Consider the following 26,767-nt stretch of genomic DNA (forward strand, 5'->3'; position numbering starts at 1 on the left):
CCACTGCCATTCTGGTCTTTATAATTTATCTGATAGGCGGCTGGCGCTTTGTTATGGCAGAGACTATCCTCTCAATGGGGTCTTCCATCGCCGCCAGCGTCCTTGAAGCCTTCTCGCGCTGCCTCTGCCTGAACACCTCGTCAGACAGCATCTTGTTTCCAGCGCGTACAAGCGCCTTTGCGTCGCGCGCCCGTGAGACGAGTCCCTCGCTGACCAGGTAGTCCTCGACGTAGTACCTCACAGGCGCTATGGATATAGTAGGAACGCCAAGCAGTGCGGCCTCGGCACTCATGGTGCCGCCGGCCCCCACAAACAGGCTTGCGTTCTTTATCAGCGACACTCCGTCAAACACATCTTCTACGACCTTTGCCTTTCCGGCGTACCTTTTCTTAGCGTCGTCTATCTGGTCCTGATATCTGCAAAGCACCTGCACTTCTGTCACCTTTGAAAACTCGTTCACAGCTGCGTCTACTAGCTGTAGGCTCGTAAGGCCTTTGTCCACTATATACGACGCCTTGCTTTCCTCGAGCCTGACCAGCACTATTTTCCTGTCCGGTCCGGCCTCGCTTGACGGTCCGCGCTTGAGCCACGCGGCCGGGTCAAGCGCCCTGTACTTTGTAACGTCTTTCCTTGCGATGCCGAACCTTGTCCATGCCGAGTACGGTATCACCCACGGACACAAGAGTTTGTCCATGAGGGGCACGGTGAGTCTTGCGACCTGCCATGAATGGGGCGAGTCGTTAAAGCCAATAAGCCTGACTCCGAGGCCGAAAGCGACGCGGGAACCTTCTGGCGACGAGAACGTGACTGCCACGTCGGGGGCGAATTTCTCCAAGACACCTGCCAGCGCAAGCGTCCTTGCCGCGCTTGCCGCAAGCTTTTCGTACCTGCCCGCGCCGCCGTGTCTGCCCACTATTTCAAGGTCCAGCCGCTTCATCCGCGCAAGCATGACTGCCTCCCTGTAGTCACGCGACGTGCAAAGAACGTCGTGGCCCTTTTCGCGCAAAAGCGAAACCGCGGGGCCGAAGAACATGACCTGCTTTGGGGTCAGGATATCAAACCAGATCTTCAAGTGCCGGATTTAGTCCGCGCCCAGTGGAAAAACCTTTTCTTTAAGCGTAAGAACGAGTATATATCGGATTGTTCGGGGGAGCTAAAGGCATACTTTGAGTGCGTCATCTATTCCGCCGGTCGCAGTGTACGGCCTGAGCACAGAGGGCTACCGGATAGCGTCGTCTATCGCCATCAAGGGCGCCAAAGTGTCGCTCATCGATGAGTCGCTGCGAAACGCGATCACGCTCAAGGCGGACATCGCCCGCACGTACCCTGACGTGGCCTCGCTTGTGGAAGATGAGCCCTTGCTTGGCCTCGAGCCGATGGACGTGGCGGTGAGCGCTGCTTCGTACGTGTTCTTTGCGCCCCGGATACGCAAGGTCGGCACCGATGTCAAGGCCGAAGTGTCCGGCAAATTCAAGGACGCGGTCAAGGCAATGAAAAAGGGCTCGTCGCTTGTATACATGCTTCCGACTGGCGTGGGTGGCAACAGCGAGAACATAGCGCTCGTCGAGCACGTCACGGGCATGGAGGTGGACAAGGACATCTCCTACTATTACATGCCGGCAAGCAAGGTAGCGACCGGCAGCGAGACGTCGGTGGGCTCTGTCAGGTCCAAGCAGGACGCCACGCTTGCCAAGATACTTGCAGACTATGACGGCAAACGCAGGGTGGACTTTATCGACACCAATTCTGCGGAACTGTCGCACGTGATCCGGACGCTTTCGCACTATTCAGGCATGGCAAGCATACTAGAGGTCTGCAAGAAGGCTGCCGACAGCGGCGTACCGACAAACGAGCTTGCGCACGGAACGTTTTCAGAACTTTTTATAGACGACGTCACGTCCGGGCTCTACGATCTTCGCGTAATCGGCTCGTCGCTTGACGGTACCGGACCGTTGATGTATCTTGTCAATGGGAGCATACGCGGGATAGAAGGCTACGTCAAGCACCTGATAGACCAAGTGAGGGCGACTCTGAAAAAGCGCGACCTGAAGGCCAGCAGGACCAAGGTCGCAATCGCGTGGACTATGGACCCGCACGAGATGCGCGGCGACAAGATGGAGCTTCTCTCGGCGCTTGAAACCAAGGTGCGCGACTATATTGGCGATGTGGAACGCCACCAGGGGCCCACGTTTGACCTTTACCACACCGACAAGACTACTGTCGTCATCGCCTGCTCAAAGGCCGACTTTGAAAAGGTGTCGTCCAAGAACGCGCAGAGCGACGACATGATATTGATAAAGGCAAACCCGATGTGCGAGACTATGCAGGATTAAATATGCCAGGTTTCTATTTGCAAAATAATGGGCAAGCAAAAGGGCGTCATCATCATCTCTACTTTTGCAAATGAAGAAGCGGCGCGCGGCGTTTCCAAAAAACTGGTCGAGATGGGCCTTGCGGCCTGCGCAAACCTGACGCCGGTGCGCTCCATCTACACGTGGCGGGGAAGGGTTGAGGACCAGGGCGAGTGCATGGCGTTCTTCAAGACGACGCAAAGCTCCGCAAAAGCGCTGAAAAAAGAGATTGCAAAACTGCACCCTTACGACGTGCCGGAGGTAGTCGAGGTAAAGATGGCTGACGCCTCAAAACCATACATGGAGTGGCTCGTCGGCTCAACGGATCGCAAAGCGAAGAAGCGCCACGATGCCCCCAAGCGAAGACACCCGTAGGCCGATATCAGTCGACGAGTCGACCGCGTAGGTCGCTGCGCCGTGGCTTTCTGCGGCGTTGAGCATCGTTACCATGGCACTTTCGTCAGAGTTTTTGAATATCGAGTCGGAGAATATGATTGACTCCGCAGCTTTTATCTTCACAGCGTCTTCAACTTCCCTTGCGCCCATCGCAAACTTGTTCTCGCCCCTGTTGACCATGAGCATCACCCTGTCAAGCATCGCAGACACGGTCGCAAGCTTGCTCGTGCTCATGGCTTCCTTCATGGCCGGCGAGCGCAGGAAAACGAATATCCCGTCCTCGCCTGCCACGTCGACGCCGTCGGCGACCTGCGCCCTCTCCTTCGGGACGCCGTACTTGTCAAGGGCATTGTAGAACCGCCTGCGGGTCTCCCCGGGACCAAATACTATCACTTTATCCGATTCGCCGAGCACCGAGGCAACTATCTTGGCCGTGTCTGCAAAAAATGTCTCAAGGCTGAAGTTTTTTATCTGGTAGCGCTTGCCACTCTGCCCGGAGTAGATGTTCGGTATCACCTTGACATGCGTGCCTGACACCTTTGCGACAGCGGCCTCCTGCGTGTCAATTGCGACCAGTATGAACGACGCGCCGTCGCCGGACTTTTTCAGTAGTTTCAGTTCAACGTCCTGCCACCTGCGGCTCTTGTCTATGGTGAGCGCGTCGCCTGCTTGCACCGACAGCGCGTGGCGGACGCCCTTCGAAACAAGCTCGTTGCTCGTCGAAGTTATGTTGCCGGCGATGCGCAGCCTGTCCACTGATGCATCAAGCTCAACCTTGTCGATCCTGATGGTGAGCCGTACCTTGACGCGCTCGCCCTTGTCTGGCCTGCCGTACTCGCTTTCCTGCTTCACTACCCTCGTGGTGTCTGCGATGACGCTGTCGCCCTGCCCCACTATGCGTCTAAGTGTGAAGAGGTCGTCGGCGTCCTCAGGAATTACAAAGAACGCGGTGGCAGATGCCTGGCTTGGCTTTACTATCATGCTTGCGGGGCGGCGTTTTCCTGGCCCTCTGGAGCCGCGCCCTTGGTTGACGCAATGTACTGGTCGACCCACTCTTGCGTGAGCACGCCGGCCTCCACCATGTTGACAAGCGCGTTTGGAGACGCGGTGCCGTGCACCTTGCCCGAGCGCCTGCGCGTCTGCCTCCACTTCAATTGCGTGTTGCCTGACTTTGAAGAGTATATGATGCCGAGGATCTCCTTGGCGTTCACGAACGTCATCTCGCGGATCTTTTTCAGCGTAACCTTGTCTGCTGCCTCGATGTATATGGCTCCGGGTCCCTCCTCCCTCTCGGGGAACACCTCAAAGTCGCGGAAGTAGCTCTCGGGGATGAACGACCGGCAGGTGCTTACTATGATGAATTTCCTGAAACTCTCCAGAGAACACGTAGTTTCTATTGGAACCAATTCATCTATGAGAGACATGTAGTCATTTATCAAGCTTGTGAGAAATCTTGAGCGGATGGACAAACTCCTTACTCAAGATCCTCTTCACCTCGTCAGTAGGGCTAGTCATGTCATTGGTTGTCCATCCACCTGACGTTTGGGGCCGGCACTAAAAAACTATGGGCAGCAACGGCCCTTGGGTATGTTATGGTCGTGGGGGCACTTCCTCGGGTGCTTTAAGAGCGTACACAGGGCGTCAGTGAAAATGTTCTTCATGTGGTGCTCGATGCCGCAGACCATCTCCTCGTCGATATCTATCTTTAGCGCGTCTTTCATCAGCACTTCCAAAAGCCGGGTGTTGCGTATCATCTGCTTGCCTATCCTGTCGCCTTCTGCCGTCAGCTCGACGTAGCCCTTGCCGTACCGCACCAGGTTCAAGCCGTTCAGCTTGCGCAGCATTTGCACGACGGAAGGCTGCGTGACGTTCAACAGCTTGGCAATTGAGCTTATCTTGACCGCGTCGCCCCTTTCGCGGATAAACCAAATGGCTTTCAGGTACATCTCGACGTGTTCCGACTCGGCAGTTCCTATAAAAAGTTCCTCGTCAGGTGCGGACTTGAAAGATTCCAACGGCTCCGGCGTAAGTTGTTGAGAATACCTTTTAACCTTATCTCTAGGCCTTTTTCTTTGCCTTTGCGTCCTCCCAGAGGTACTGGAAGTAGTCCTTGGCAAAGCCGGCCATAGCAGCATGATCCGCCCAGATGGCTATTGGCTCCACCATGCCCCGCTCGCCAATGCTTTCGCCCAAAAGTATCACGACGTGCTTGCCGTCGCCGATGACACCCCCGCCGAACATGACCCTTTTCAGGCGCACGTCTGCCACCCTTGACATGGCCCTTATGACGTCCGGGTTCGTCTCGTCCGAGGCAAGGACGCTTATCCTTACCCCGCGCTCGTGCAGGGTCCTCAAGACGGGCTGCATTTGCTTGCCAATTCCTTCTGCGACGCCCGGGAGTGCCACGAGCAACTCCTGCTGGCAGTTCTGCACAATCTCGCCCACCTTGGCGGCAATGTTGTATATGCCACGCACGACCCATATCTCGGGCTTCTCCTTGATGCCGCTTTTCGTGTACATGGGCATAAGCTCGTTCACTATTGTAGCCTGGCTGTCGCGGAAATTGTTCTCGCTCCTCATTCTCATGGCCTCGAGCGCTGTTGAGGGCGACCTCGGGAAGAACTGCTGGGGCCGGGAGCTGTCGGATTCAAGCCACCCTTTCTCCTCGAGGGTGTTCAGCACTTCATAGATCTTGGAATAAGGCACGCCCGACTTTTTCGAGATGTTCGAAGCGGCCATAGCCCCTGACTCGAGAAGCGATATGTACACCCGTATCTCGTAGCCTGTAAGGCCCAGGCCCTCCATTGCCTTTCGTGACCTGTCGCTGATGCTCAAACTAGGCAGCTTTTATTACGCCGTTATATAATACCTTCATCCCTAGCCCGCAACGTTGAGATTGGGACCCAAAAAGGGTGAAAAAAGCTACAACTATTCCCCCTAGTATTTGGTAGGTTATCTTTATATGTAAAATCTGGAACGTTTTGTATAGAAAGTAGCATGGAGCTAATACAGATCTCGAATGTATCGAGCAAGAATGTTGCCGCAAGGAAGACCATAAGGTTCACGCAGAGCATCTGCCCTGACTGCAACATGATACTTGACGCTGAAGTTTTTGAGCGCGATGGCAAGGTTTTCATGAGCAAGACCTGCCCCACCCACGGCGAGACTGAAGAACTGTACTTTGGCTCGTACGAAATGTACAAGAAATTCAGCACCTACTGGATGGACGGCAAGGGTGCACAGGCACCAAACGTAATGATAGACAAGTGCGCGTGCCCCAACAACTGCGGGCTTTGCACCAACCACCTATCACACTCCGGGCTTTCCAACATAATAATCACCAACCGCTGCGACCTGACCTGCTGGTACTGCTTCTTTTACGTCAAGAAGGGACTCGAGGGCGCGTACCTTTACGAGCCAAACCACGAGCAGGTGAGGGCCATGATGAAGACGCTGAAGGCCGAGAAGCCTATTGCCGGCAACTCTATACAGATCACCGGCGGCGAGCCGATGCTCCGTGACGACATTACAGAGCTCATCAAGATAATGAAGGAAGAGGGTGTCGACCACGTCCAACTAAACACCAACGGCATCAAGCTGGCCATGTCGCCAGAGACGATGCGCCAGGTTAGGAACTCGGGCGTCAGCAACCTCTACCTGTCCTTTGATGGCGTGACTCCGAGGACAAACCCCAAGAACCACTGGGAAATCCCATACACCCTGGAATCTGCCCGCAAGTGCGGCATGACAGTAGTCTTCGTCCCGACGGTGATAAAGTCAATCAACGATCACGAGCTGGGTGGTATCATCCGCTACGCACAGAAGCACATGGACGTCGTGCACGCCGTGAACTTCCAGCCTGTGTCGCTGACCGGCAGGATGGGCAAGAAAGAGCGCGAGAAATACAGAATCACGATTCCAGACTGCATCGAGCGCATAGAGGAGCAGACAAACGGCGAAATCAGCAAGGACGGCTGGTTCCCTGTGCCTTCCTGCATGCCCATGACAAACATCATCGAGGCGTTCAGCAACAAGCCCAAGTACGAGCTGTCGATACACTTTGCCTGCGGCGCAGGGACATATGTCTTTGAGGACACGCAGACGAAGAAACTTACCCCGCTTACCTCGTTTGTCGACATCAAAGGCGTGCTCGAATACTTCGAAGAAAAGGCCGACGAAATAAAGTCGGGCGCAAACCGCTACTGGACGATGCTTGAAGTCGTCAGGAAACTGAAGACGTTCGTGGACAAGGACAAGCAGCCACACGGCCTCGACCTGGCCAAGATGTTCTCCAGCATCCTGCTGAAGCGCAACTTTGACTCGGTCGGCAACTGGCATGTCAGGTCGCTGTTCCTTGGCATGATGCACTTCCAGGACAAGTACAACGAGGACCTTGAACGCCTCCAGAGGTGCGACATCCACTACCTGACGCCGGACCTGAGGATCATCCCATTCTGCGCCTTCAACGTCATCCCGGAATGGTACAGGGATCGCATACAGAAGAAATACAGCATCCCTGTCGAAGAGTGGGAACAAGCACACGGCCAGACCTTGGAAGCAGGCCTTTACAGGGGTCTGATGAGGCGCGGCAAGCCAGAGTCACAGATGGGTTGCGCGCTGTCCGAGATGCACAGGGAAGCTGCGATGGCAAACGACGAGCACCGCAGCGTAGAACTGCGCAACAACATGGCAGGCGCGTAAGCGCACCTCTTTTTCCTCTTTCACATTTTATGTTTTCTGTACCACTTGTAAAGGTCGTAAGCTGCGCTTATGATAACGAACCAAATATCACGGGCCACAGCAGGTAGATCAGAATTGCGGCTGCAATGATCAGCAGAACCAACACTAGAACGTCGATCCATCCAAGAGCAGGCAGTGTTATTTCGTTGATACACGCGCTGTAAAACTTTGTGGTAGAGTCAGCCTTTGCAGCTGAGATGTAAGCGACCTTCTCATCATCTCCGCAACATTTTCCTTGTCATCCACCTGCACCGCCACTTCCCTGTACGTAAAGTCGTGCAGCCTGGGCATCACGCACTTTTCGCGGTCGCTCAGCGCGCAAAAGATGAGGCCGTGTCCAACGCTGTAAAAGCGGCCGGCAAAGTGCGGCGGCAGCGCGGTCCTGCCTAGCCTAATACTTTTGTATATTCTGGAGCGGGGGACTAGTGCCGTGCTGACTAATTTTACGCACGACAGCGAGATTCTCATCTTTCTCTTCACCGCGGCAAGCTTGGATACGCTGTCGTTTGGCTTAATGACAATATTGTCATTTGTCACATGTACTGTGACCGGGACTGCACCTATTATCTGCAGGGAAAAGTTATAACGTTTTTAACATCATTAGTGGCGCTAACTGTCATGAACCTAGAGCAGTGGTGCCAGCTTGACGAGCGGATTTACATTGCAGAATCAGACGAGCGCTACAAGCAGTACGCCGGCCTGCCTTACAATGAAAAGGCGATCAAGAGGCTTGCGGAAATAAAGAACTTAAGTTCAAAATCGTTCCTCGAGAACTTTGACAGGCCCCGCGAGCTCGTGCTTGCAGCGATAGAAAACATCGCCGACTCGTCGACGAAAAAGCTGGAACTCGCACTTTACGAGGCAAGGAACAAAAAGGTCGTTTCAAAAGCGTTCAGGCTTGCCGGCGCGCCTGTCAACTGGAGCTCGTGGCGGCAGTTCAACAGCAAGACAAGGGACGACAGGGCGCGCAAAAGGGTGTTTGACGAGTTCACCCAAAAGACCAGGTTCGTCTCGCCTGTGATAAAAAAGCGGTTTGCAGAGATCCGCGACGTGTATGAAAAATACGGCACCGGCAAAAAGATCCCGAGTCCGCTTGCCGGCTACCTTGAAAATGAGCATGTCAGTTATTCTCAATTGATAAGTTTCGTCAAGTCGATGGGCCGCCAGGCAAAAAAGCCGTTTCATGAGTCACTTGTAGACATTTCAAAAAAAGTGCTTGGTCGTGAAGCAGAATACTATGACGACTTTTACTTTTTCAGAAATCGCGTCTACGCGGACATGGAGCAATACTTTGTAAAGGTGAGGCCACCGGAACAGGTCACAAAGCTGCTGACGAACCTGCAGTTTGACATGTCACGCATTGCAATAGACGCAAAGAACCGCAAGAACAAGTACCCTTCGCCCATTTGCTTTTTCGTGCAGGTGCCCGCCGACATCCGCGTGCTGTACAAGGCTGAGAGCCCGTATTTTGACCTGCAGGGGTGCTACCACGAGATGGGCCACGCGATGCACGCCTCATCGGTCGATTCAAATGCCAGTTACTGGGACCGCTACGGCATTTCGATGGGCGTCGCAGAGATATTCTCAATATTCTTGGAGGGGCTAACAAAGAACCCCAAGTATTTGACGTCGCTCGGCGTCACGGACAAAAAGGTGCTCGACGATCTTGAACAAAGAAATAACTTCATGGAATTGTTTTTCGTCACGTTCTACACTGCAAACTCGCTCATGAAGGCCGAGTTCTGGCGCAAGGACCTTTCGATGGAGCAGGCAAGCGACCTTTACGCCCGGCTCCTGAAAGAGTACGTCGGTCTTGAGGTTCCAGGCGAGTACTGGATGCTGCATCACATACTCCCTGACGCCATAATGTACGTTCCAAGCTACATGCTCGCCGCTGTAAGAGCGGCAGAGCTTGAGCGCCACTTGCAGGGTAGGTTCGGCGACGAGTGGTGGGAACAAGCAGAAGCAGGGAAGCACCTGCGCGAGATAATGGCTCCAGGCGCTTCCATAAAGCTGTCGGACTTCTCAAAGATGGACGCAGGTGTATTCATGAAGGAAATAACTGCCTAGATAGTCGGCCCATCGGGCGGGTGGAATGCCGACGTGTCAAAGGGCCCACTCAGCTCGCTCAGCTGACGCTGCTCCGCTGACTTTACGCAGTCAAGCACGTACAGCCCGAGCTCCGTCAGCCTGACCTTGGTGTTGAGCATGCGAAAGAAATAGTCGCCCGACTCGAAAGCTTCTCCCGCTGTTTCCTCGTGTGGGGCTCCAGTCTCGTACGCGACGACGCCCTTGGAAAGGGCCCTGTTTACCTCCTGCCTTGTGAATCCAGATTCTAAAAGCTCAAGGACAGACATGCCCGAGATGTCGATTATTGTGACGAGCCTGATTATGGCGCCATCCTTCATTACCTCCATCAGGGATTCGGCGCTGATGGCCTGCTTTTCGCTCACGCCATGATTTTGATTCCGGAGTAGATAACGGCTTGGTATGCAGTGCCGTGCTTAGTACACTACGCCGACTGCGGCCTTTTGTTCCTTTGACAGTTCGCGCCAGCCGTCTTTGTCGATAATGACGACGTTGATGTTGTCGCCTGTGCCGGCGTTCCTGCGGATTGCAGCGGCTATAGCGTGCATGGCCGTCTTGTAGGCCTCGTTCACGCTCAATCCTTCCCTGTATTCGGACTCGAGGTAGCCGTAGGCAACAGGCGAGCCTGAGCCGGTCGAGATGAACTTTTCAGTCGAGATCGAGCCGAAAAGGTCGATGTTGTAAATTTGCGGCCCTTCCTTGCTTGTGTAGCCTGCCATGATCAACTGGACGTAGTAGGGGAAGTAGCGCTGGTTGAAAAGCACGTTTGAGCAAAGCCTTGCCGCCGATTTAATGGGCATCGGCTCCTTGTTCTGCAGCCTGAATATGTTGGCGTTGTAGCGCATAAGGTCTACCAGGTTCTGTGCGTCGGCGACTCCACCTGCAATTGTCATGCCCAGGTGATTGCCAACCTTCTGTATCTTCATCACGTGCCTATCTGCGATGAACAATCCGGCGCTCGCCCTGGTGTCCGCGGCCAGGACGACTCCATCCTTGCATGTTAGGGCGCAAGTGGTTGTGCCCTTCTTTATCTGCTCAGCGATATACTCAGGGTAGCGGTTGTCCACACGGTGCATTTTACACCCTCTGGCAGCAGAAAACCTGATTTAAAACTATCTGCTCACTTATATTTCCCTGCCGCCAATTCTACCTGCTTTGCCGCCAAGGACGATATTTGAGAAGATCTGGGACTGTCACATCGTCCACCAGAAGGAAGGCGGCCCTGCGCTTCTTTACATCGACCGCCACCTGGTGCACGAGGTAACATCGCCCCAGGCGTTTGACGGCCTGCGCATGAACAGGCGGAAGGTTAGAAGGCCAGACCTGACCTTTGCCACTATGGATCATAACGTCCCGACCACTGCAAGGTCTCTCCCCATAGTCGACCAGATCTCTGCTACGCAGATAAAGACGCTGGCAGACAACTGCAGGGAATTCGACATAACGCTTTACGATATGCACAGCCCGGACCAGGGCATCGTTCACGTGATAGGGCCGGAGCTCGGGCTCACACTGCCGGGTACTACAATCGTGTGCGGCGACAGCCATACGTCGACGCACGGCGCGTTTGGCGCGCTTGCCCTTGGCATAGGGACAAGCGAGGTAGAGCACGTCCTTGCGACGCAGGCAATGTGGATGGATAGGCCCAAGACGTTTGCGGTAAACCTCGAGGGGGCTCCAAAAAACAGGCATGCCGTGACAGCAAAGGACATGATACTCTACGTCATCCGCACCATCGGGACGGCCGGAGGCACGGGCTGCATCTTTGAGTACCGTGGAAACGCGGTGAGCGAAATGTCGATGGAAAACAGGATGACTGTGTGCAACATGTCGATTGAAGGGGGAGCACGTGCGGGGCTTGTGGCGCCCGACGAAAAGACGTTTGACTATGTCCGGGGAAAACGCTTTGCGCCAAAGGGCGAGCACTTTGAGCGGGCAGTCGAGCAGTGGAAGGGGTTGGAGACTGATGCCAACGCCACGTTTGACAGGTCGATGACGTTTAATGTCGCCGCGCTTGCGCCGCAAGTCAGCTGGGGCACAAACCCCGGGATGGTGGCAAGCGTGGACGAGGCAGTACCGCATCCGGACGAGTTTGCAAAGGGCAACGAGAACGAAAGAAAGGCGGCCTTACGGGCGCTCGAATACATGGCGCTAGAACCCGGCACGCCCATGACTGACATCAAGCTCGATAGGGTGTTCATCGGCTCGTGCACCAACTCGCGCCTTGAGGATCTTGTGGAAGCTTCGGTGGTTGTCAAGGGGCGTAAAGTGTCGCCGGCCGTCAGGGCTATGGTGGTCCCCGGCTCACAACACGTCAAGGTGGCTGCAGAAAAGCTGGGCCTTGACGCCGTGTTCAGGGAGGCCGGCTTTGAGTGGCGCGAGTCTGGCTGCAGCATGTGCCTTGGCATGAACCCTGACATACTCTCGCCCGGCGAGCGGTGCGCGAGCACGTCTAACCGCAACTTTGAGGGCAGACAGGGTGCAGGCGGAAGGACGCACCTAGTCAGCCCTGTCATGGCAGCGGCAGCGGCGATCGAAGGCCGTTTCGTCGACGTGAGGGAGTGGCTCTAGTGGAACCGTTTGCGGTGCTAAATAGCAAGGCCACGCCGATTGACCGCGTCAACGTCGACACCGACCAGATAGTCCCAAAGCAGTTCTTGAAATTGGTGAGCAGGGCCGGCTTTGGCAAGTACTTGTTCTACGACTGGCGCTTTGACAAGGATGGAAACCCAAGACAGGATTTCGTGCTCAACGACCCGAAATATGCTGGCAGGCAGATACTGCTTACACGCGACAACTTTGGCAGCGGCAGCTCTCGCGAGCACGCGGCGTGGGCCCTGCTCGATTACGGCTTTCGCGCTGTCATCGCGCCCTCGTTTGCAGACATTTTCTACCAGAACTGCTTTAAGAACGGCGTGCTGCCGGTTCGGCTTGCTCCAGAAGAGGTGGATTATTTGTTCAAGAACGACGTGGAGATAGAGGTAGACCTGGCGCGTCAGTCCGTGTGTGCTGGCGACAGGGTGATGCGCTTTGAGGTAGACGACTTCCGCAAGATACTGTTGCTCGAGGGCCTCGACAGCATCGGGCTCACACTCCAGCTGGAAGCAGACATTGCAAGGTACGAGCGGGAGCGGCAGAGCTTTTCACCATCTGCCTGACAAGATTTTTATCTATACTGCAACCGAATGTCCAGTGCATGGCCGGCATTGTCGCCATATATAGCCACGGAGCCGAGTCCAACAAGGCAGTTCTCTACTATCTGACGCACGCCATGAGGATGCTCCAGCACCGGGGCAAGGCGCACTGGAAGATGATGGTAGGAAATGGCTCTGCCAGTGGGGAAGGGTCGCTTCCTTCTGACGACGCCCTACTAAAACTGGTGCACAGGGAAAAGTTGCATGGCGCCTGCGGCGTGGGCTATTTGTCGAAAAGGTCACCACCGTTTTCAAGCATGAGCGCGGTTCAAGCGGCGTTTGATGGCTTTTTCGTGGACACCGAGCGGCTGCACCTGCACCCGTACGTGGGATCGGCAAGGGATTCCGACTCGCTTTACAAGATCTACTACATCTTTACCACGCTTTTGAAAAAGAACCCAGAGAGGGCAGCTGAGTTCCTCGACAGGCACCTGCGGGGCAACCTGGTAATAAAGGTGGGCGACGAGCTGTTCGCGTACCGGGACAGCACCGGCTTCAAGCCCCTGGTAACTGCCGTCAGGCACGACGGGATGCTCTCGGTAATCGCTTCTGAAAACTCGCTTCACACGTCGCTTGACATGGACTTTGAAGACGTCAAGCCGGGCCAGCTCGTCAAGGCCAGCAAAAAGGCCGGGCTTGAAGTCATTGCGGTAAGCCCCGGCGCCAAGCTGATGATGGATCCGTTCGAATTCATCCGCGAATCAAACGTGGTTGCGACGGTTGGAGGCAGGAGCATCTATTCTATCAGAAAGGATATCGGTAGGGCGCAGGCAGACTTTCTGTCGCTTGACCTCAAAGTAAAGGATCTCGATTCGGCGTACGCAGAGCCCGACTACACCCGGCCTATGACGCTCGGGTTCAGCTTGACCTATCGCTCGCATTTCCGTTCATTTGATATGGCAGAGGGCGTCATAAAGGACAGGTACGACGACTCGGACAACATGATAGACTTTTCCGAGCTTGACAGCAAGAACAAGCTCCTGACAACAGGCAGGTCGCTCAAGTTCGTGATGCAGCCGCTGGTGCAAGGCAAGAAGATCGCCACCGTGCAGGGCACGATACAGACAAGCGCGACTGTCAGAGAAACGATATACTATTTGGGCAACGCCGGCGCAAGGCGTATAGATGTCATCGTCAGCTACGTTCCTACAGTCGACGGCCGGCAGGTGGGGCTCTACACGCACAACCGCGAGCTTGTCGCCAACAAGTACGTGGGCGAGGTCGCCTCGATAAACGAGCTGAACCAGAATATCGCAAAGGAGCTTGGCGCTGACAACGTATACTACAACTCGCCTTCAGTGCTCGCAAAGGGGATAGGCGTGCCCGAGCACAACCTCTGGTTCCCCGAGTGGGTGAGGTTCCTAGACTACACATGAAAAGCGATATAGAGCCCGGCCGCATCAAGGGGACACCGGCAAAGGCAATGCCGCTTTTGCAAGGCGCGATGCAGGCGCAGGGTATTTCGATAGCGAGAATAGAAATGCGGCAGTATGTCGAGCGCAAAGACGAGCGCCTTGGCGACTATTCTCTCCTGACGGTTGTCGTTGAAACAGACAAGGGCGCAGTTGAGATGAAGTACGACGAGGGCTTCAGGGGCCCCGACGCGCTCGAGTCCGCTGTAAAGATGCTCCTGCAGTACTCCGGCCTTGCCGCACTAGTCAATAGGGCGCTCATAGAGCTGTCATAGCAGGCGCTCGGCTTCTGAAAGCGTGTTCACCCTGGCAGGCCAGTGAAAGTCCCGGTTCCACGGCTGGTTGAAGAGTATGGCGGTCTTGGGCGCGGGGATGTCTACAAGGTTCCTTGGTGCGTCGTCAATTAGGACGTCAAAGGGGTATTCCGCTTTTGGCACAGAGTCAAAGACAAACAGCAGGTCGTCCAGGTACACGTCGTTGTGGTCAAGCCATTTGGCCACGTAGGCCACCGTTGCGCGCTCCCTCTTTGTAATGACTGAAACCCTGTACCCCTTTCTGTGCAGGCGCTCTGTGATGCTTCCTATCCTGTCCTCGGTGGGGGGTATCTCCTTCCACCTCTCTCTCCACACATGGGTGAAACACTCGTAGACCTGCTCCGGGGTTATCGGTAGAACGGTTGGTATGTCCCACCGGGTGATGTCCTCCTTGGTTATTTTCGTGCCCCTGCGCCTGTTGTACTCGTCCACCCAGACGAGCATCACGTCGGCAAGCACCGAGTCCACGTCTATTGCTACCGTCCTGACTGCCCCAGAAATGCTGGACATGAGAGATGCGGGCACTATGAACTGAACTTTATTTATACAATGGCAAAGTACACGGCTCTGTAGAAACCATGTTGCAATCCGTTCATTTAGACAATTGACGTGCAAGAACGACAGCATTTTGATGGTGATAAACACCATTATTTGGTTCTGAAATCGAGCGGCGTCTGCGGTTTTCAGATGGTTTCTACAGAGCCAAAGTACACATACTGCTTTTACAGAGCCGGCGTATTTGCTGGCGTTGAACATTTAGAGGCCTTCTCGGAGACAAAATTATCCATTTTCTGTATGTTATCCAAAAGGATGGTCGTAAGAATAGTTCTTTCCCTTGTAAGAAACGAACCTGTTAAAGTTAATCTGTATCTATTCAATAGGTATTTTCACTGTATTATACCCCCAATCGTTGAGTGGGGCCGGCCGGATTCGAACCAGCGACCTCCAGCGCCCGAGGCTTTGCAAGTAATGAACAAGCCGCGACGATGGCCGGCGTAACTTTAGATGGCTTTGACGCATACTTGCGTAAGGTGCTAACAAGTGACAAAGACATTACCTACCTAATCGCTCGCGCTAAGAAGTACCAGCATGTGTTAGCGAGTGGTAACGCAAGTGAACTACCGATGATGTCGCATGACATGCAAAGACAGACGATGCGAGCATTGGCCCACTTGTCTAAATTCAATGGCATTTACGACGAATGGCAGAAGATAGTAAAGCGTCACGCATTACACTGGCGGCATACAGACGACAATTTCAACTTCTTTGAGAAAGAGAACATTAACGAGATGATAGGCTACATCAAGCAAGCTATCAAGATACTGCCGAAAGACTGCGGTAATACTCTTGTCGTCGCTACCCTGCTTGGCCTAAGGGCCGACGAGACATGCAAGGCCATAGGTCTAATCAAGCAAAGCGCTACAGACTATCACAACAAAGAGCGCGGCATACTCGAACATTACCGGCACAAAGACCTATTCATTCGCCGAAGCAAGAAAGCTTACATTTCGCTAGTAGACGACGATTTACTAACACTGGCAAAGCAGTCAAGCGACAGTTACCATAGCATACGGTCATACCTAAAGCGCCGAAAGATACCTATGCCGATGCGGTATTGTCGCAAAGTCTTTGCAACCTATTTACGACAGCATGGCGTCGAGACTGAATTCATCGACTTGCTGCAAGGCCGTACGCCGGCTAGCATCTTTGGTAAGCATTATTACCGGCCCGATTTCGACAAGCAGGCCGAACGCATACGCAGGCTGCTACCTAAGCTAAAGAAAGAGCTGTTGGTTTGAATAAAGTGGGCTCGATTTGACGTCGGCAAGAAAGCTTTAGTAGACTTCATTACTTCATACTATCGTCTTGATGCCGCTTGCCGAGATGAAGAAGAAACGTTTGCAACTGATACATCGAGTTTACGAGCTCACAGACAACAATGAGCATAAGAGTGTCGATATGTGGCAAATTGGCAATGAGCTTGGCTTTGGCGAACATGGCAGAGAAGTGACTGATGTGATAGTACAATACCTTACGGGTGAAGGGCTAATCAAATTTACAGGCCTGGGGGGCAGCATAGGCATAACACACTTGGGTATCAAAGAAGTCGAAGAGGCCTTAGAACACCCTGAGCAGCCAACAGAGCACTTTGCACCCATGGCCACTGTAAATATCATTCATGTCGGCCAGATGAATAACTCGCAGATTCAGGCAGGCGGGGTTAACTCTACGCAAACCGCGAATATTACACAATCTTCTAGCATCAAACCTGAACAGTTAACCGAATTACTACAGATCGTCTCTTCACTGAAAGAAATACCAAACAAAGCAGATTTGACGCCCGAACAGAAAGATGAATTGAACGCAGAAATCGAGACGCTCGCCTCGCAAGCCAAATCACCGAAGCCGAAGAGTCAAATAATCAGAGAAGGTCTAGTTTCGGTGAAGAGCATTCTTGGTAGCATAGCAGAAGGTGCTGCTATCGCGGCGAGAATAGGTACGTTGCTAAGTGGTCTACCGTCATAGCTGATCGTGCTAGTTTGACAAAGGTGACAAACGAATTTGAGCACGATTTACACAGGCACTTTGTCATATCTACTACCGTTGTCTGGTTGATTTACAAATTTGTGCCCAGATGACTCTAGACAACTAGACACGAAAGATGGGGGGTAGTCAGTAATTCTTATTGCTTTACTCTTACGCTTCAAGCAGGCTAGCGCCTGACCCTAGTTCTTTGTCTAGTAGTCTAATGCACTCGCATACGCCGACAGCTACCCGAGTTAAAGAAAGAGCTTACCGGCTAGACCAATTTGTCTAGATAGGGTCTGTGTCTAGTAGTCTCGATATTTCACGCTCAAATACTACTAGACAACTAGACACGGCCCGTTACACATACTTTGGCCGTGTCGTCTAGACTACTAGACAACTAGACACACTAGACACGCATACACGCCTTTACAGATATGTGCATCAAATAGTGCACATACTGTCAAATACGTGCATCATCTAATACCTGTATGCGTGAACTATGCATATGATTGTCTAGTAGTCTAGTAGATTTGAGCACGACTTTAGCTAGACTACTAGACAAGTTACCTAAGGTCTAACAAATACCGGTATCGTGTGATGCACATACATACTAGCATTAGTAAGCTTAAATAGAACTTTAGCACTTAACTATCTTACAGTGACATCGCGAAAGAAGGCCAAATCAAAGCCTAGCAAGAAACCAAGTAATAAAGAGCTAGACGATTACGCAATAAAGAAGTTGTTTGAATTGCTAGATCTGCAGATGCGGCCAGACTTCGAGTGCTATTTGCCGATACTATTGAGTAAGAAAGTGACTACAGAACAAATTAAACGAGTAGGTAAAGCCGTCATGCATCGATATCTATACGAACTAAAGGTAATGAAGCAACGCGCGCAGAGCAATATACAATGGTCTGACCTAGGGCTAGTATTCGCTAGGTATTATGGCATTGACCTTACTAGTGTCAATGAGCCAAAGTACTGCGACGTCAAGATTGACGGCCACCCTGCCATTGAGGTGTATGACGTCGACCCAAAGATACTGCTGCTTGCGCACAAACACGCCGAACACATTTACCAGATTGCAAAGAATAAGCGTTACAATGAACGCCTGCGGTCAACGCCAGAAGCGCGATTTATCGGCGTGCTAGGTGCATGGGCCTATGCATTCTCTGTCTACAAATCGATTGTACCAGCGTTAATGAATACCGCGTTTGGCGGCGCAGACGACTGCGACGTCGAGTTCAACGGTATGCTATTTGATGTTAAGACTAATCGCAGCCCCAACTACGAACTTAATGTAAATCAAGACCAATTTAACAAGCCTCATAACAAGCCATTTAGCGCGTACATTGCCGCAAAGATACCCGTAGACCGAAAGCTGAAGATTGACGGGTTAATCAAGCAAACCACCACAGTGCAAATACTAGGCTACGCTGAACCAAGCGAAATACAATGGGTATTCGATAATTACGACGTTGGCAAACAATACTGCGACGATAGCTGCGGCGTATTACCAAGCTATATTTACAATAATGAAACAGGCAAGTATGATAAAGACTACAAGAACCCTTGGTGCTACATTAACATCAAGAAGTTGGGCGATGTCAATAAATTCATTAATGAAGTGGTTGATCGTCTCTTCAAAGACAAGTACACTGGCGAAAGTGTAGACCCGCGACATACTCAAAGTCAGCAAGTCAAAGGCTAAGAAGCTGGCAAAGCGCAAGGCCCGGCCGTAATCAGTCTACGGTATGGCCCGTCTTTGGCGTGTCTAGTAGTCTAGTGAAATTCGTGCTCAAATAGACTAGACCACTAGACAACCTACCGTTAAAGTGAAGCATACCGGCCACAACCACAACCAGACCGCCCTAACACAACCTAACGAAAGAATCACAAATCAAGTCTGCATAGGCTAGCGAAGTGAAGCCGTGCGCTATGGTCAAGCGTGCATGCATCTTACGAGTTAAGCGATTGTGCTAAAGCACGGCGAACGAAGCGAAAGCGAAGAGAGCCGACGCTCTGAGTCTGCATTCATGTTCTGGGCCGTGACTTGAAATTTGTCATTTACGAGCGTAGCGAAGTAAATCAAGCGAAAGTCTACAGCCATACGCCTAGACCCTACCTGATTTGTCTAGTTGTCTAGTAGAATTCGTGCTCAATTTGACTAGACTACTAGACACACAGTCTACCAGACTGTAGACCGCCGAAAGACACCTAGCGTCAAAGACTACTTTGGCAAGTACTTCGACAAGCATACAGACTTGACAAAGTGCTTGTCAAAGCACCCCCCTACCTACGAAATTTGTCAGAGTCTACGCAGTGCTGGCACTTTGTCACGCTTGAAATTCATGTCTAAGTACCAACTTGACGAAATTTAGCCCGCCGACGACTGCAAAGCTAGCCACCATGCGCTTGATTTGTCTAGTTGTCTAGCTGAAATTGAGCACAGATTTAAATGATTACTAGACAATCTGGCCCGCAATGTCAATTAGCAAGTCGTAAATACTAGCGCCAGTAAGAGAGATCATGCGCAAGTCGTCTAAAGATGACAATCGAAAGACTAAGGGCGGTTACACCCTTAAGAAGCTAGGCCAGCAAGAGTATCTTTACCATGTCTACCGGGCCGAGGGTAAGGTGAAATGGCGTATAGTTGGTAATGTCAAAGACATTGATAGCAAAGACCCTAAATTGGTCAAGGCTAGAGCACTTTCGGTGCTACCATACGCTCGCAATGTCGTTGAGAGGTACATGGCCGGCGACATAGACAAGGCCAAAGCCAAGTCTGAATTGGCGGGGGTAATTGACAGATGCCTGTAGTTAGCGCCAAGCTGTCACAGACTGACCTAATAGCGCTAAATCGGCTGTTAGAGCAGTCAGGCTATGCGACTTTGGGCCAATTTCTGCGCGATTTCGCTAGGTCTAAAGTAGCCATAGGCAGCGCGACCGCCAGTCTAAAGGTAGACCAAAGGTTGACCTCTCTCGAACAAAAGGTAGACCTATTGGGCAGCAGCGGTCGCAGCTTGACTAACGAGCCAGCACTTGAGAGAATGGGGCCGGCCGGATTCGAACCAGCGACCTCCAGCGCCCGAGGCTGGCATCCTGCCAAGCTAGACAACGGCCCCCAGAAAACCAGTGCCGGCCAACCCCATTATATCTCTTAGTAGGAATGCTCTTCTGCCTTGTGTGCCCGGAGCTACTCGAAGCTTGCAAATGGGTTTCCGCACTTGTCACACTGCCACTTGTTGGCCCTGCAGACACCATCCAGAAGCTGAAGCAGATGGCCGCCGACGTGATCACTGCTAACGCGCATGTTTTCTTGCTGTCATACAATTGAAGGCCAATTACACAAGTCGCGTAATTAGATCGATTGCAGGAGCAAGGAGGCTGTTGCGAAGTACATCGCCAGCGTCGAGATGTCGCTTATTACGGTTGTTAACGGACCTGAAGTCACGGCAGGGTCCACGTTGAACTTGTGTAATAGAATCGACAGGTAAGTTGCTATAAGACTCTGAAATAGTATGCTTGCAAACATCGCAGTTCCCAAAGCCAAGCCGATTTGAATTGGAGCATTCCAGCCCAATGTTGCAGCCAACATTAGCAGCAAAGCGAACGTTATCCCAATAGCCCCGCCCACCCTGATCTCTCTGAATAAATACTTGGAGACTGAAAATCCTGGTTCTAGTGCTATCATCCTTACAATAAGGGTCTGCGACTGTGTCCCTACAGCGTCACTCAGGTAGACTATTAGAGGTATGAACGCCGCCAATGTAATGTAGGAGCTTAGGATTTCTTCGAATCCGCTGATAATAGAAGCAGCCAGCAAGCCTCCCAGCAATCCTATTATCAATGAGGGCATTCTGGCCCTTATCAATTTGACAGCGGGAGTAGCTATGTCTTCAATTTCCTTTATTCCGTGATGTATGCCTCCCGACCTGAGGATATCTTCGCGAAACTCGTGATTGAATATCGAAATGATGGAATCATAAGGTACAATTCCTTCCAATCGACGAGTTTCCTTGTCTACAACAGGTATAGCTTTAAGCCTGTGCTTCAGGACTAGATACACTATCCTTTCCTGATCAGCATTATAGTCAACTACTACAGGATTTCTCTTCATAACACTGCCAATCTGGGTTTCGTTTCGTGTCCGCATGACTTCTTTAAGAGAAAATACCCCAACGAGTGCGCCACTATCGTCAACAACATAGACATAATCCGTAACATCGACTTTTTTTGCCGCATCGAACAGCAGATACTTGATCTCTCCGATGGTATTCTCTTTAGTCACTGAAAGAAATTTCTTGGTGATTCTCGCGCCAGCTATGTCAAGTTGAGCTATCCGCACAGATGGGCTCATATCATAAATGACGGCACGCAAGTTATTATAGTTAATAACGAGCCGTGAAGTTCTTTTTGAACCGAAAGTCCCTAACGGCCATATGTGCTAAAGATAAATCATTGCGCTGCAATGCTAACCCATGGAACTACAAAGCGTCAAGATACAGCCCCCGGAGGGAGCACAGCTCATCCTTGCCCAGAGCCACTTTATCAAGACGGTCGAAGATGTCTATGAATGCCTAGTCAATTGCGTGCCTGGAATCAAGTTCGGGATAGCCTTTTGCGAGGCCAGCGGTCCGTGCCTAGTAAGGCACACAGGCAACGACAGCGAGCTTGAAAGGCTTGCGACAGATTACATGTTCAATGTGGGATCCGGTCACGGCCTTTTGATCCTGATGAAAAACGCATTCCCTATAAACGTGCTTCCGCGCCTAAAAGAGGTCCCTGAAGTCGCAGGTATCTTTTGCGCCACCGCAAATCCTATCGAAGTCATCGTGGCCGAGACTCTGCAGGGTAAGGCGATCCTTGGAATTGTTGACGGCTTCAAACCCAAGGGCGTCGAAAGCGAAAAGGACGTCGAGGAGCGAAAGCAGTTCTTGAGAAAAATCGGCTACAAGCTCTAATTGCCTAGATGGCGCAAAAACCACTCCGTGGCAAGCGACGCGAACTACGGATACAAAGATTTGAAAAAAACATGGGCCCAGAGGGACTGCATCTTTAGAAAAATGGGGTTCTAATTACTGATACTCCACCTAGAATAAAGAAAACGGATTAACATCATATCCCGGCATCGTAATGGTTGGGGGGATAACCAAGCGTTTTTACACTTGGATGTATATTTAGACTTAGTTTAAGTAGGAACATGGTGGAGCTACAGTTTGCAGTTCCGGTGCTAGCTGGGCTAGTTGGATTGTCTGCACTTTTCAGCGGCCTTGAAGTTGCACTTGTCTCTTTGGAAAGGGGTCAACTAAGGCGGCTGGTTAACGAAAAGAGGTCAGGAGCGCATTCCCTTGCAAAACTCAAGTCCAATCCGAAGAGGATGCTCATCACAATTTTACTGGGAGTGAACCTAGCTAACATAGGAGCGGCAGCTGTTGCAACCGACGTTGCCATTGGTACCTTTGGCAACTTGGGACTTGGTATAGCGACAGGCGCGATGACGTTCATCTTACTTGTATTTGGTGATATTACCCCGAAGGCATATTGCTACACTCATGCTGAGAAGATTTCGCTAAGGTTTTCGCGAGTGCTTCTGGCAATACAGTACATACTATATCCACTGGTGATATTCTTGGAAATAATAACAAGAGGGATATTCAAAGCTGTTAAGATCGAGGAGAAGCCTAAGAAATTGAGTGAGGCCGAAGTGCGTGCAATATTGGATATTGGAGTCGAAGAGCAGGTGCTAATGAAAGAGGAGAGAGAAATGATGAAAGAAGTGCTCGAGTTCCACGACACCACAGTAAGGGCAATAATGACCCCTAGAAACAGCATGTTTTCACTGGATGCAAGATTGTTGATATGGGACGCGCTTCCTCTAATAAACAAGAGTGGATTCTCCCGCATCCCAGTAGTAGGAGAATCGAAGGATAACATAGTTGGTGTTGTTCACATAAGGGATGTCCTAAGGGCGATTGCAGTCAAGACAAGCTACATGATGCTGAAAGACGTGGCAAGAAAGCCACTTTTTGTTTCCAAAGATATGCCAATAAGCAAATTGTTGAAAGAGTTTCAGGGAAGACGGATTCAGCTTGCAATAGTGGTCGATGAGTTTGGAAGTACCGTGGGACTTGTGACTCTTGAAGATGTTATTGAAGAGCTTGTGGGGGAGATAACAGATGAAAAAGACATTGAACTTCAGCTTTTGAAAAAAATCGACAAACAAACCCTAGTCTTGCACGGAGATGTCGAGATTGACGATCTTAACGAAGCCCTGAACATCAACCTGCCTAAGGGGAAAGATTACTCGACCGTAAGCGGCTTATTGCATGAACATCTTCAGAGAATACCGCGACAGGGAGACAAAGCCGTGATAGGCAATGTGTCCATAACGGTGGAAGAAATAGGCAGGAACGTCCCAGTGCGGATAACAGTGCACAAAATAGGTGAAGAGGGAGAAGGCGAAATAAAATCTACATAGGGCACGCACTAATCCATAAGCGGCCTTGTTGAATGATAGTGTATAATTCTGGTCTTTGACACCCGCTTCCAACATTATTTCAGCTACCATACCTATCAGAGGTCTAACCTTTAGTGCACAGGGATGAGCGAAAGTAGCAAGAAAAACTACGGGCCCAGAGGGACTACATCCTAAGAAAAATGGTGTTGGACTACCAAATCCACGCATCCCTGTGAGATTTCAGCGCTCAGGTCTAATTCTAGATGTTCTTGTAAAGGTCAAGACGTACTTGAAGGTAGTGGCTTGCAATCTGCGTCGTTCGTACTTGTAAGGTGCATAAGGTCGATGTCAAGGTGTAGCGTCAAGTAGTCTAATGACCTGCATCATGTCCGGCGTATTAACCGCGTTTTTGCTTGCGTTTTTCACGTCGTCGTCCTTGGGCATGAACGCCACGCCAAAGCCAGCGTGCCTTATCATGCAGATGTCCGCCCTCGTGTCGCCGACAGCAAGCGTGTCGTCCATCTGAACACCGAACTTGCTGGCGTGTTTTTCAAGGTGATAGCGCTTGCACACCGACAGACGGCAGAAGCAGTCTATTTTTTCCCAGCCCATTGGCATGTTTACCTTGCCAGTCGCAACGCCTTCTTCAAACACAAGGTCGTTTGCGGCTACAAAGTCCATGTCAAGGCGCGACGCGACGACACTTGCCGCCGCGGTGTAACTATCGCTTATTATGCCAATCTTGTAGTCACGGCTTTTCAGGGTGGACATTGCCTGCTCGGTGTTTTTTACAAGGGGTATGGATTCAACGGCTGACTCGATGTCTTTTCTTGTCAGACCGGTGAAAAGTTCGGCTATCATTGCCGTTTTTTTGTGGGCTGCAAGTTTCCCATCGCCTTGGATCGTCCTGACTTTGCCGTCGAGTCCTATCCTTTCTGAGAGCGTGAACACCAGCCGCCCTTCAAGGATCGTGCCGTCCATGTCAAACGCCGCAAGCTTCACTGCAGATATTCAGAGCTAACAGCACAAAACTGTTGCGGATTGTTTGTCGCGCAACGCCATTACCGGGACTTGGTACAGGACAAGAAGTACCAGAAAAAGAAAACGCAAAAGCGTTTTATACGATCAATTTAAACGGCTTACGTGAAGCTGGACTTTCCCCGCTACACAGAGCGACTTGGCGCGGTCAGTATCCACGCTGTGCAGAGGATATACGAGCTCGACTCGGGCAAGTCCAAGGGCTTCCTTACATCACATCAGACGATAAAAAAGTTCGACTATGACGAGATTTCTAATCTGCTACATGACATGGCCATAGTCATCCCGGTCAAGGAGGAGAAGCTGAAACTGCTTGAAGGCGTACTTTCCGGTATCCCAAACGAATGTATCGTCATAATAGTATCAAACAGCCCGAGAAGCCCGGTTGATAGATATGCAATGGAAGTGGAGACGGTCAGGCAGCTGGGCCGGTTCATGGACAAGCGCATAGTGGTGATTCACCAGCGCGACCCCGCAGTAGGCGATCTCCTGAAGAAACTGAAATACACTTCGATACTCGATTCTACGAGTCACGTCAGGACGGGCAAGGCGGAGGGTATGGTGCTTGGCCTGCTTATCGCGAAGATGTACCAGAAAGACTACATAGGTTTCATAGACGCCGACAACTATGTCCCAGGGGCCGTGAATGAGTACGTCAAGATATTTGCATCCGGCTTTGGCATGGCCTCTTCAGCTTACTGCAACGTCAGAATCTCCTGGGTCTTCAAGCCAAAGGTCAGGAACAACTCGCTTCAGTTCTCAAAGTGGGGCAGGGTGTCAGAGATAACCAACAGGAACCTGAACTCGCTCCTGTCAAGTGTCACTGGCTTTGAAACAGATATTATCAAGACGGGCAACTCCGGCGAGCACGCTCTGTCCATGCCGCTTGCAGAATGCCTCCACTATTCCAGCGGATATTCGATTGAGCCATACGAGTTTGTCGACGTGTTTGAAAAGTTCGGGGGTGTCATGCCTTCCAAGTATCCCAAGGTAATTGAAAAGGGCGTCGAGGTATTCCAGATAGAGACCCGCAACCCCCACTTCCATGAGGACAAGGGCAAGATGCACCTGAACCACATGCTTGAAGGCTCACTTGCGGTAATAGCGGCAAGCGGCATCTGCCCTCCCGATCTCAAAAGATCGATCAAGGAGCAGATAGGGCAGATAATCGGCGACAAGAAACATAAAAAAGTCAACGTCCTCAAGAAATACCCGCTGATTGCTCCGATTAGCACAGTCCCGATAGCGGAATTCGCAAAAGGGGTAAGAGAAAAGGCCGAGACGTTTTACAGGCTCGGTGGCCTGAAGTGATAGCTGTTTCCCCGGATGCCAGCTCCGTATTTGGGGAAGTGTGTCTGAGTTCATCGCTTCGCACGGAGTGCGCTTAATGATGCGACAGGACACTTCCCAAGGTAGCGGGGGCATTAATACACAGGGATATACTCCCCAATGTATTAGAACCCTTTTTAGCGAGCCCAGAGGCAACCAGGAAAATTTTGGGGTAGAAAACGAACCAAAAGGGGTCCATCTTTAGAAAAATGGTGTTCTATTAAATGCTAGTGCTTAAGCTCAAGGAGCGCAACGAGGGACATGACACAGTATTAAAGCGGATTTGCAATAAGGCCGCGCAGGGAAGAAAATCGTTCCCGGGAGTACCTTGTTCTTGGACGCTTGAATAGACGCCTAGAGAATTTACATGCAGGATCCCACCTGCGCGTCACTTAGAATCCTTATCCCCCTGCAGGAACACTTACAATTCCTGCATTTGCAAGTTCTGATCCGATACCATAACCTACCAAGGCAATGCCAGTGCCAAGCCCTGCCATCTCTAACCCGCTTTTAATCCAGCTCTTCTTTGCTATGCGGCCCTTCAGCGCGCCTACGATGAACGAAGATGTCACACTAATGACGATGGCTATCACAATGGCGGCGACTGAAGAGAACAGACCAACCTTGACAGCAAAGTAAGGAAGAATCGGAAGGATCCCTCCTAGAAGAAAAGATCCAAACATTACCAGTGCTCCTTTCAAAGGATTTCCCAGAATTTCCAGGTTAAGCCCCAGCTCTTCCGTCAGCATGGTCTTGAGCCAGACATCTTTGTTTGATGTGATTTTGTTAACTATTCTGTTTAATTCCTCTCCTTCGAATCCTTTGGAGCGGTAAATTTCTTCTACCTCTTCTTTCTCCTTTTCAGGAATAGTCTGCATCTCGTATTCTTCACGCTTTATTTCAGATTCGAGTATCT

Annotated in this window: 27 protein-coding genes and 1 tRNA gene; 15 read left to right on the forward strand and 13 right to left on the reverse strand. The window is 51.5% G+C overall.

Features of this window, described 5'->3' with window-relative positions:
* Positions 1–25: 25 nt before the first annotated feature.
* The gene (locus tag VGA14_RS08535; protein ID WP_331003332.1) at positions 26–1,072 is read right to left on the reverse strand and encodes a DUF354 domain-containing protein; all 1,047 of its coding nucleotides are present in this window, start codon (positions 1,070–1,072) and stop codon (positions 26–28) included.
* A gap of 94 nt (positions 1,073–1,166) precedes the next feature.
* On the opposite strand from VGA14_RS08535, the gene VGA14_RS08540 reads away from it, so the two are divergent.
* Both VGA14_RS08540 and cutA read left to right on the forward strand, forming a co-directional pair.
* Positions 1,167–2,333 (forward strand): hypothetical protein, encoded by a 1,167-nt coding sequence (locus VGA14_RS08540; RefSeq protein WP_331003333.1) that lies wholly within the window; start codon positions 1,167–1,169, stop codon positions 2,331–2,333.
* 27 nt (positions 2,334–2,360) lie between these two features.
* Positions 2,361–2,726, forward strand: a complete 366-nt coding sequence (gene cutA / locus VGA14_RS08545; protein WP_331003334.1) for a divalent-cation tolerance protein CutA — start codon at positions 2,361–2,363, stop codon at positions 2,724–2,726.
* On the opposite strand, the gene VGA14_RS08550 is transcribed toward cutA, so the two are convergent.
* From VGA14_RS08550 to VGA14_RS08565, 4 genes are all read right to left on the reverse strand, one after another.
* Entirely contained in the window at positions 2,670–3,728 is a 1,059-nt protein-coding gene (locus tag VGA14_RS08550; RefSeq protein ID WP_331003335.1) for an mRNA surveillance protein Pelota, read from the reverse strand. The genes cutA and VGA14_RS08550 overlap by 57 nt on opposite strands.
* A complete protein-coding gene (locus tag VGA14_RS08555) occupies positions 3,725–4,153 on the reverse strand; it encodes a hypothetical protein (protein WP_331003336.1) in 429 nt (142 codons plus the stop codon). Before VGA14_RS08555 ends, VGA14_RS08550 begins: the two co-directional genes overlap by 4 nt.
* A 156-nt stretch (positions 4,154–4,309) precedes the next feature.
* On the reverse strand, positions 4,310–4,693 hold the full coding sequence (locus VGA14_RS08560) for a metal-dependent transcriptional regulator (protein WP_349257159.1): 384 nt from the start codon (positions 4,691–4,693) through the stop codon (positions 4,310–4,312).
* 112 nt (positions 4,694–4,805) lie between these two features.
* On the reverse strand, positions 4,806–5,582 hold the full coding sequence (locus VGA14_RS08565; RefSeq protein WP_331003338.1) for a TrmB family transcriptional regulator: 777 nt from the start codon (positions 5,580–5,582) through the stop codon (positions 4,806–4,808).
* Positions 5,583–5,744: 162 nt separating this feature from the next.
* Between VGA14_RS08565 and tes the strand changes: the two genes are divergently transcribed.
* Positions 5,745–7,448 carry a tetraether lipid synthase Tes gene (tes, locus tag VGA14_RS08570; protein ID WP_331003339.1) on the forward strand — a complete coding sequence of 568 codons (1,704 nt, stop codon included), beginning with the start codon at positions 5,745–5,747 and terminating at the stop codon, positions 7,446–7,448.
* A 177-nt stretch (positions 7,449–7,625) separates the two neighbouring features.
* On the opposite strand, the gene VGA14_RS08575 is transcribed toward tes, so the two are convergent.
* Positions 7,626–8,024 (reverse strand): hypothetical protein, encoded by a 399-nt coding sequence (locus VGA14_RS08575; protein WP_331003340.1) that lies wholly within the window; start codon positions 8,022–8,024, stop codon positions 7,626–7,628.
* A gap of 81 nt (positions 8,025–8,105) precedes the next feature.
* Here VGA14_RS08575 and VGA14_RS08580 point away from each other — a divergent pair, with 81 nt between their 5' ends.
* The gene (locus VGA14_RS08580; RefSeq protein WP_331003341.1) at positions 8,106–9,557 is read left to right on the forward strand and encodes a M3 family metallopeptidase; all 1,452 of its coding nucleotides are present in this window, start codon (positions 8,106–8,108) and stop codon (positions 9,555–9,557) included.
* Here VGA14_RS08580 and VGA14_RS08585 read toward each other — a convergent pair.
* Both VGA14_RS08585 and VGA14_RS08590 read right to left on the reverse strand, forming a co-directional pair.
* On the reverse strand, positions 9,554–9,940 hold the full coding sequence (locus VGA14_RS08585; RefSeq protein ID WP_331003342.1) for a hypothetical protein: 387 nt from the start codon (positions 9,938–9,940) through the stop codon (positions 9,554–9,556). The genes VGA14_RS08580 and VGA14_RS08585 overlap by 4 nt on opposite strands.
* A 51-nt stretch (positions 9,941–9,991) precedes the next feature.
* Entirely contained in the window at positions 9,992–10,651 is a 660-nt protein-coding gene (locus tag VGA14_RS08590) for a proteasome subunit beta (protein ID WP_331003343.1), read from the reverse strand.
* A 79-nt stretch (positions 10,652–10,730) separates the two neighbouring features.
* On the opposite strand from VGA14_RS08590, the gene leuC reads away from it, so the two are divergent.
* Genes leuC through VGA14_RS08610 form a run of 4 tightly spaced genes read left to right on the forward strand, consistent with a single transcriptional unit; the run spans position 10,731 to position 14,456 of the window.
* Positions 10,731–12,146 (forward strand): 3-isopropylmalate dehydratase large subunit, encoded by a 1,416-nt coding sequence (leuC, locus tag VGA14_RS08595; protein ID WP_331003344.1) that lies wholly within the window; start codon positions 10,731–10,733, stop codon positions 12,144–12,146.
* Positions 12,146–12,733, forward strand: coding sequence for a 3-isopropylmalate dehydratase small subunit (leuD, locus tag VGA14_RS08600; RefSeq protein ID WP_331003345.1), 588 nt, complete (start codon positions 12,146–12,148; stop codon positions 12,731–12,733). Before leuC ends, leuD begins: the two co-directional genes overlap by 1 nt.
* 38 nt (positions 12,734–12,771) lie before the next feature.
* Positions 12,772–14,145 (forward strand): hypothetical protein, encoded by a 1,374-nt coding sequence (locus VGA14_RS08605; RefSeq protein ID WP_331003346.1) that lies wholly within the window; start codon positions 12,772–12,774, stop codon positions 14,143–14,145.
* Positions 14,142–14,456, forward strand: coding sequence for a hypothetical protein (locus VGA14_RS08610; protein ID WP_331003347.1), 315 nt, complete (start codon positions 14,142–14,144; stop codon positions 14,454–14,456). Before VGA14_RS08605 ends, VGA14_RS08610 begins: the two co-directional genes overlap by 4 nt.
* On the opposite strand, the gene VGA14_RS08615 is transcribed toward VGA14_RS08610, so the two are convergent.
* The gene (locus VGA14_RS08615; RefSeq protein ID WP_331003348.1) at positions 14,451–15,005 is read right to left on the reverse strand and encodes a 5' nucleotidase, NT5C type; all 555 of its coding nucleotides are present in this window, start codon (positions 15,003–15,005) and stop codon (positions 14,451–14,453) included. The two genes, VGA14_RS08610 and VGA14_RS08615, sit on opposite strands and share 6 nt — an antisense overlap.
* A gap of 662 nt (positions 15,006–15,667) precedes the next feature.
* On the opposite strand from VGA14_RS08615, the gene VGA14_RS08620 reads away from it, so the two are divergent.
* The 4 genes from VGA14_RS08620 to VGA14_RS08635 all read left to right on the forward strand — a co-directional run bounded on the left by VGA14_RS08620 (position 15,668) and on the right by VGA14_RS08635 (position 19,844).
* Positions 15,668–16,294 (forward strand): integrase, encoded by a 627-nt coding sequence (locus VGA14_RS08620; protein WP_331003349.1) that lies wholly within the window; start codon positions 15,668–15,670, stop codon positions 16,292–16,294.
* Between the two features lie 70 nt (positions 16,295–16,364).
* Positions 16,365–17,021, forward strand: a complete 657-nt coding sequence (locus VGA14_RS08625) for a hypothetical protein (RefSeq protein WP_331003350.1) — start codon at positions 16,365–16,367, stop codon at positions 17,019–17,021.
* A 661-nt stretch (positions 17,022–17,682) separates the two neighbouring features.
* Complete coding sequence (locus tag VGA14_RS08630) at positions 17,683–18,735, forward strand: hypothetical protein (RefSeq protein ID WP_331003351.1); 1,053 nt, start codon at positions 17,683–17,685, stop codon at positions 18,733–18,735.
* Between the two features lie 818 nt (positions 18,736–19,553).
* Positions 19,554–19,844 (forward strand): hypothetical protein, encoded by a 291-nt coding sequence (locus VGA14_RS08635; protein WP_331003352.1) that lies wholly within the window; start codon positions 19,554–19,556, stop codon positions 19,842–19,844.
* Between the two features lie 231 nt (positions 19,845–20,075).
* On the opposite strand, the gene VGA14_RS08640 is transcribed toward VGA14_RS08635, so the two are convergent.
* Positions 20,076–20,149, reverse strand: a tRNA-Pro gene (locus VGA14_RS08640).
* Positions 20,150–20,385: 236 nt separating this feature from the next.
* Positions 20,386–21,384: a magnesium transporter gene (locus tag VGA14_RS08645; protein ID WP_331003353.1), complete on the reverse strand. Its 999-nt coding sequence runs from the start codon at positions 21,382–21,384 to the stop codon at positions 20,386–20,388.
* Between the two features lie 121 nt (positions 21,385–21,505).
* On the opposite strand from VGA14_RS08645, the gene VGA14_RS08650 reads away from it, so the two are divergent.
* Positions 21,506–21,988: an adenosine-specific kinase gene (locus VGA14_RS08650; protein WP_331003354.1), complete on the forward strand. Its 483-nt coding sequence runs from the start codon at positions 21,506–21,508 to the stop codon at positions 21,986–21,988.
* Between the two features lie 239 nt (positions 21,989–22,227).
* A complete protein-coding gene (locus VGA14_RS08655) occupies positions 22,228–23,505 on the forward strand; it encodes a hemolysin family protein (protein WP_331003355.1) in 1,278 nt (425 codons plus the stop codon).
* A 327-nt stretch (positions 23,506–23,832) separates the two neighbouring features.
* Here the strand turns inward: VGA14_RS08655 and VGA14_RS08660 are convergent, their stop codons facing one another.
* Positions 23,833–24,486 carry an HAD family phosphatase gene (locus VGA14_RS08660; RefSeq protein ID WP_331003356.1) on the reverse strand — a complete coding sequence of 218 codons (654 nt, stop codon included), beginning with the start codon at positions 24,484–24,486 and terminating at the stop codon, positions 23,833–23,835.
* Between the two features lie 141 nt (positions 24,487–24,627).
* Here VGA14_RS08660 and mpgS point away from each other — a divergent pair, with 141 nt between their 5' ends.
* Positions 24,628–25,833 carry a mannosyl-3-phosphoglycerate synthase gene (gene mpgS, locus VGA14_RS08665; protein WP_331003357.1) on the forward strand — a complete coding sequence of 402 codons (1,206 nt, stop codon included), beginning with the start codon at positions 24,628–24,630 and terminating at the stop codon, positions 25,831–25,833.
* A gap of 419 nt (positions 25,834–26,252) precedes the next feature.
* On the opposite strand, the gene VGA14_RS08670 is transcribed toward mpgS, so the two are convergent.
* Positions 26,253–26,767 (reverse strand): VIT1/CCC1 transporter family protein (locus tag VGA14_RS08670; RefSeq protein WP_331003358.1); only part of this gene is annotated, 515 nt, incomplete at its 5' end.

This window comes from Nitrososphaera sp. (assembly GCF_036397675.1).
Classification (GTDB): domain Archaea; phylum Thermoproteota; class Nitrososphaeria; order Nitrososphaerales; family Nitrososphaeraceae; genus Nitrososphaera.

Excerpts from the sequence above, each read along its gene's own strand:
- cutA (WP_331003334.1), top strand. The coding sequence starts at position 2,361 with ATGGGCAAGCAAAAGGGCGTCATCATCATCTCTACTTTTGCAAATGAA.
- VGA14_RS08550 (WP_331003335.1), bottom strand. The coding sequence starts at position 3,728 with ATGATAGTAAAGCCAAGCCAGGCATCTGCCACCGCGTTCTTTGTAATT.
- VGA14_RS08560 (WP_349257159.1), bottom strand. The coding sequence starts at position 4,693 with ATGTACCTGAAAGCCATTTGGTTTATCCGCGAAAGGGGCGACGCGGTC.
- tes (WP_331003339.1), top strand. The coding sequence starts at position 5,745 with ATGGAGCTAATACAGATCTCGAATGTATCGAGCAAGAATGTTGCCGCA.
- VGA14_RS08580 (WP_331003341.1), top strand. The coding sequence starts at position 8,106 with ATGAACCTAGAGCAGTGGTGCCAGCTTGACGAGCGGATTTACATTGCA.
- VGA14_RS08590 (WP_331003343.1), bottom strand. The coding sequence starts at position 10,651 with ATGCACCGTGTGGACAACCGCTACCCTGAGTATATCGCTGAGCAGATA.
- VGA14_RS08605 (WP_331003346.1), top strand. The coding sequence starts at position 12,772 with ATGGCCGGCATTGTCGCCATATATAGCCACGGAGCCGAGTCCAACAAG.
- VGA14_RS08610 (WP_331003347.1), top strand. The coding sequence starts at position 14,142 with ATGAAAAGCGATATAGAGCCCGGCCGCATCAAGGGGACACCGGCAAAG.
- VGA14_RS08615 (WP_331003348.1), bottom strand. The coding sequence starts at position 15,005 with ATGTCCAGCATTTCTGGGGCAGTCAGGACGGTAGCAATAGACGTGGAC.
- VGA14_RS08625 (WP_331003350.1), top strand. The coding sequence starts at position 16,365 with ATGCCGCTTGCCGAGATGAAGAAGAAACGTTTGCAACTGATACATCGA.
- VGA14_RS08635 (WP_331003352.1), top strand. The coding sequence starts at position 19,554 with ATGCGCAAGTCGTCTAAAGATGACAATCGAAAGACTAAGGGCGGTTAC.
- VGA14_RS08645 (WP_331003353.1), bottom strand. The coding sequence starts at position 21,384 with ATGAGCCCATCTGTGCGGATAGCTCAACTTGACATAGCTGGCGCGAGA.
- VGA14_RS08650 (WP_331003354.1), top strand. The coding sequence starts at position 21,506 with ATGGAACTACAAAGCGTCAAGATACAGCCCCCGGAGGGAGCACAGCTC.
- VGA14_RS08655 (WP_331003355.1), top strand. The coding sequence starts at position 22,228 with ATGGTGGAGCTACAGTTTGCAGTTCCGGTGCTAGCTGGGCTAGTTGGA.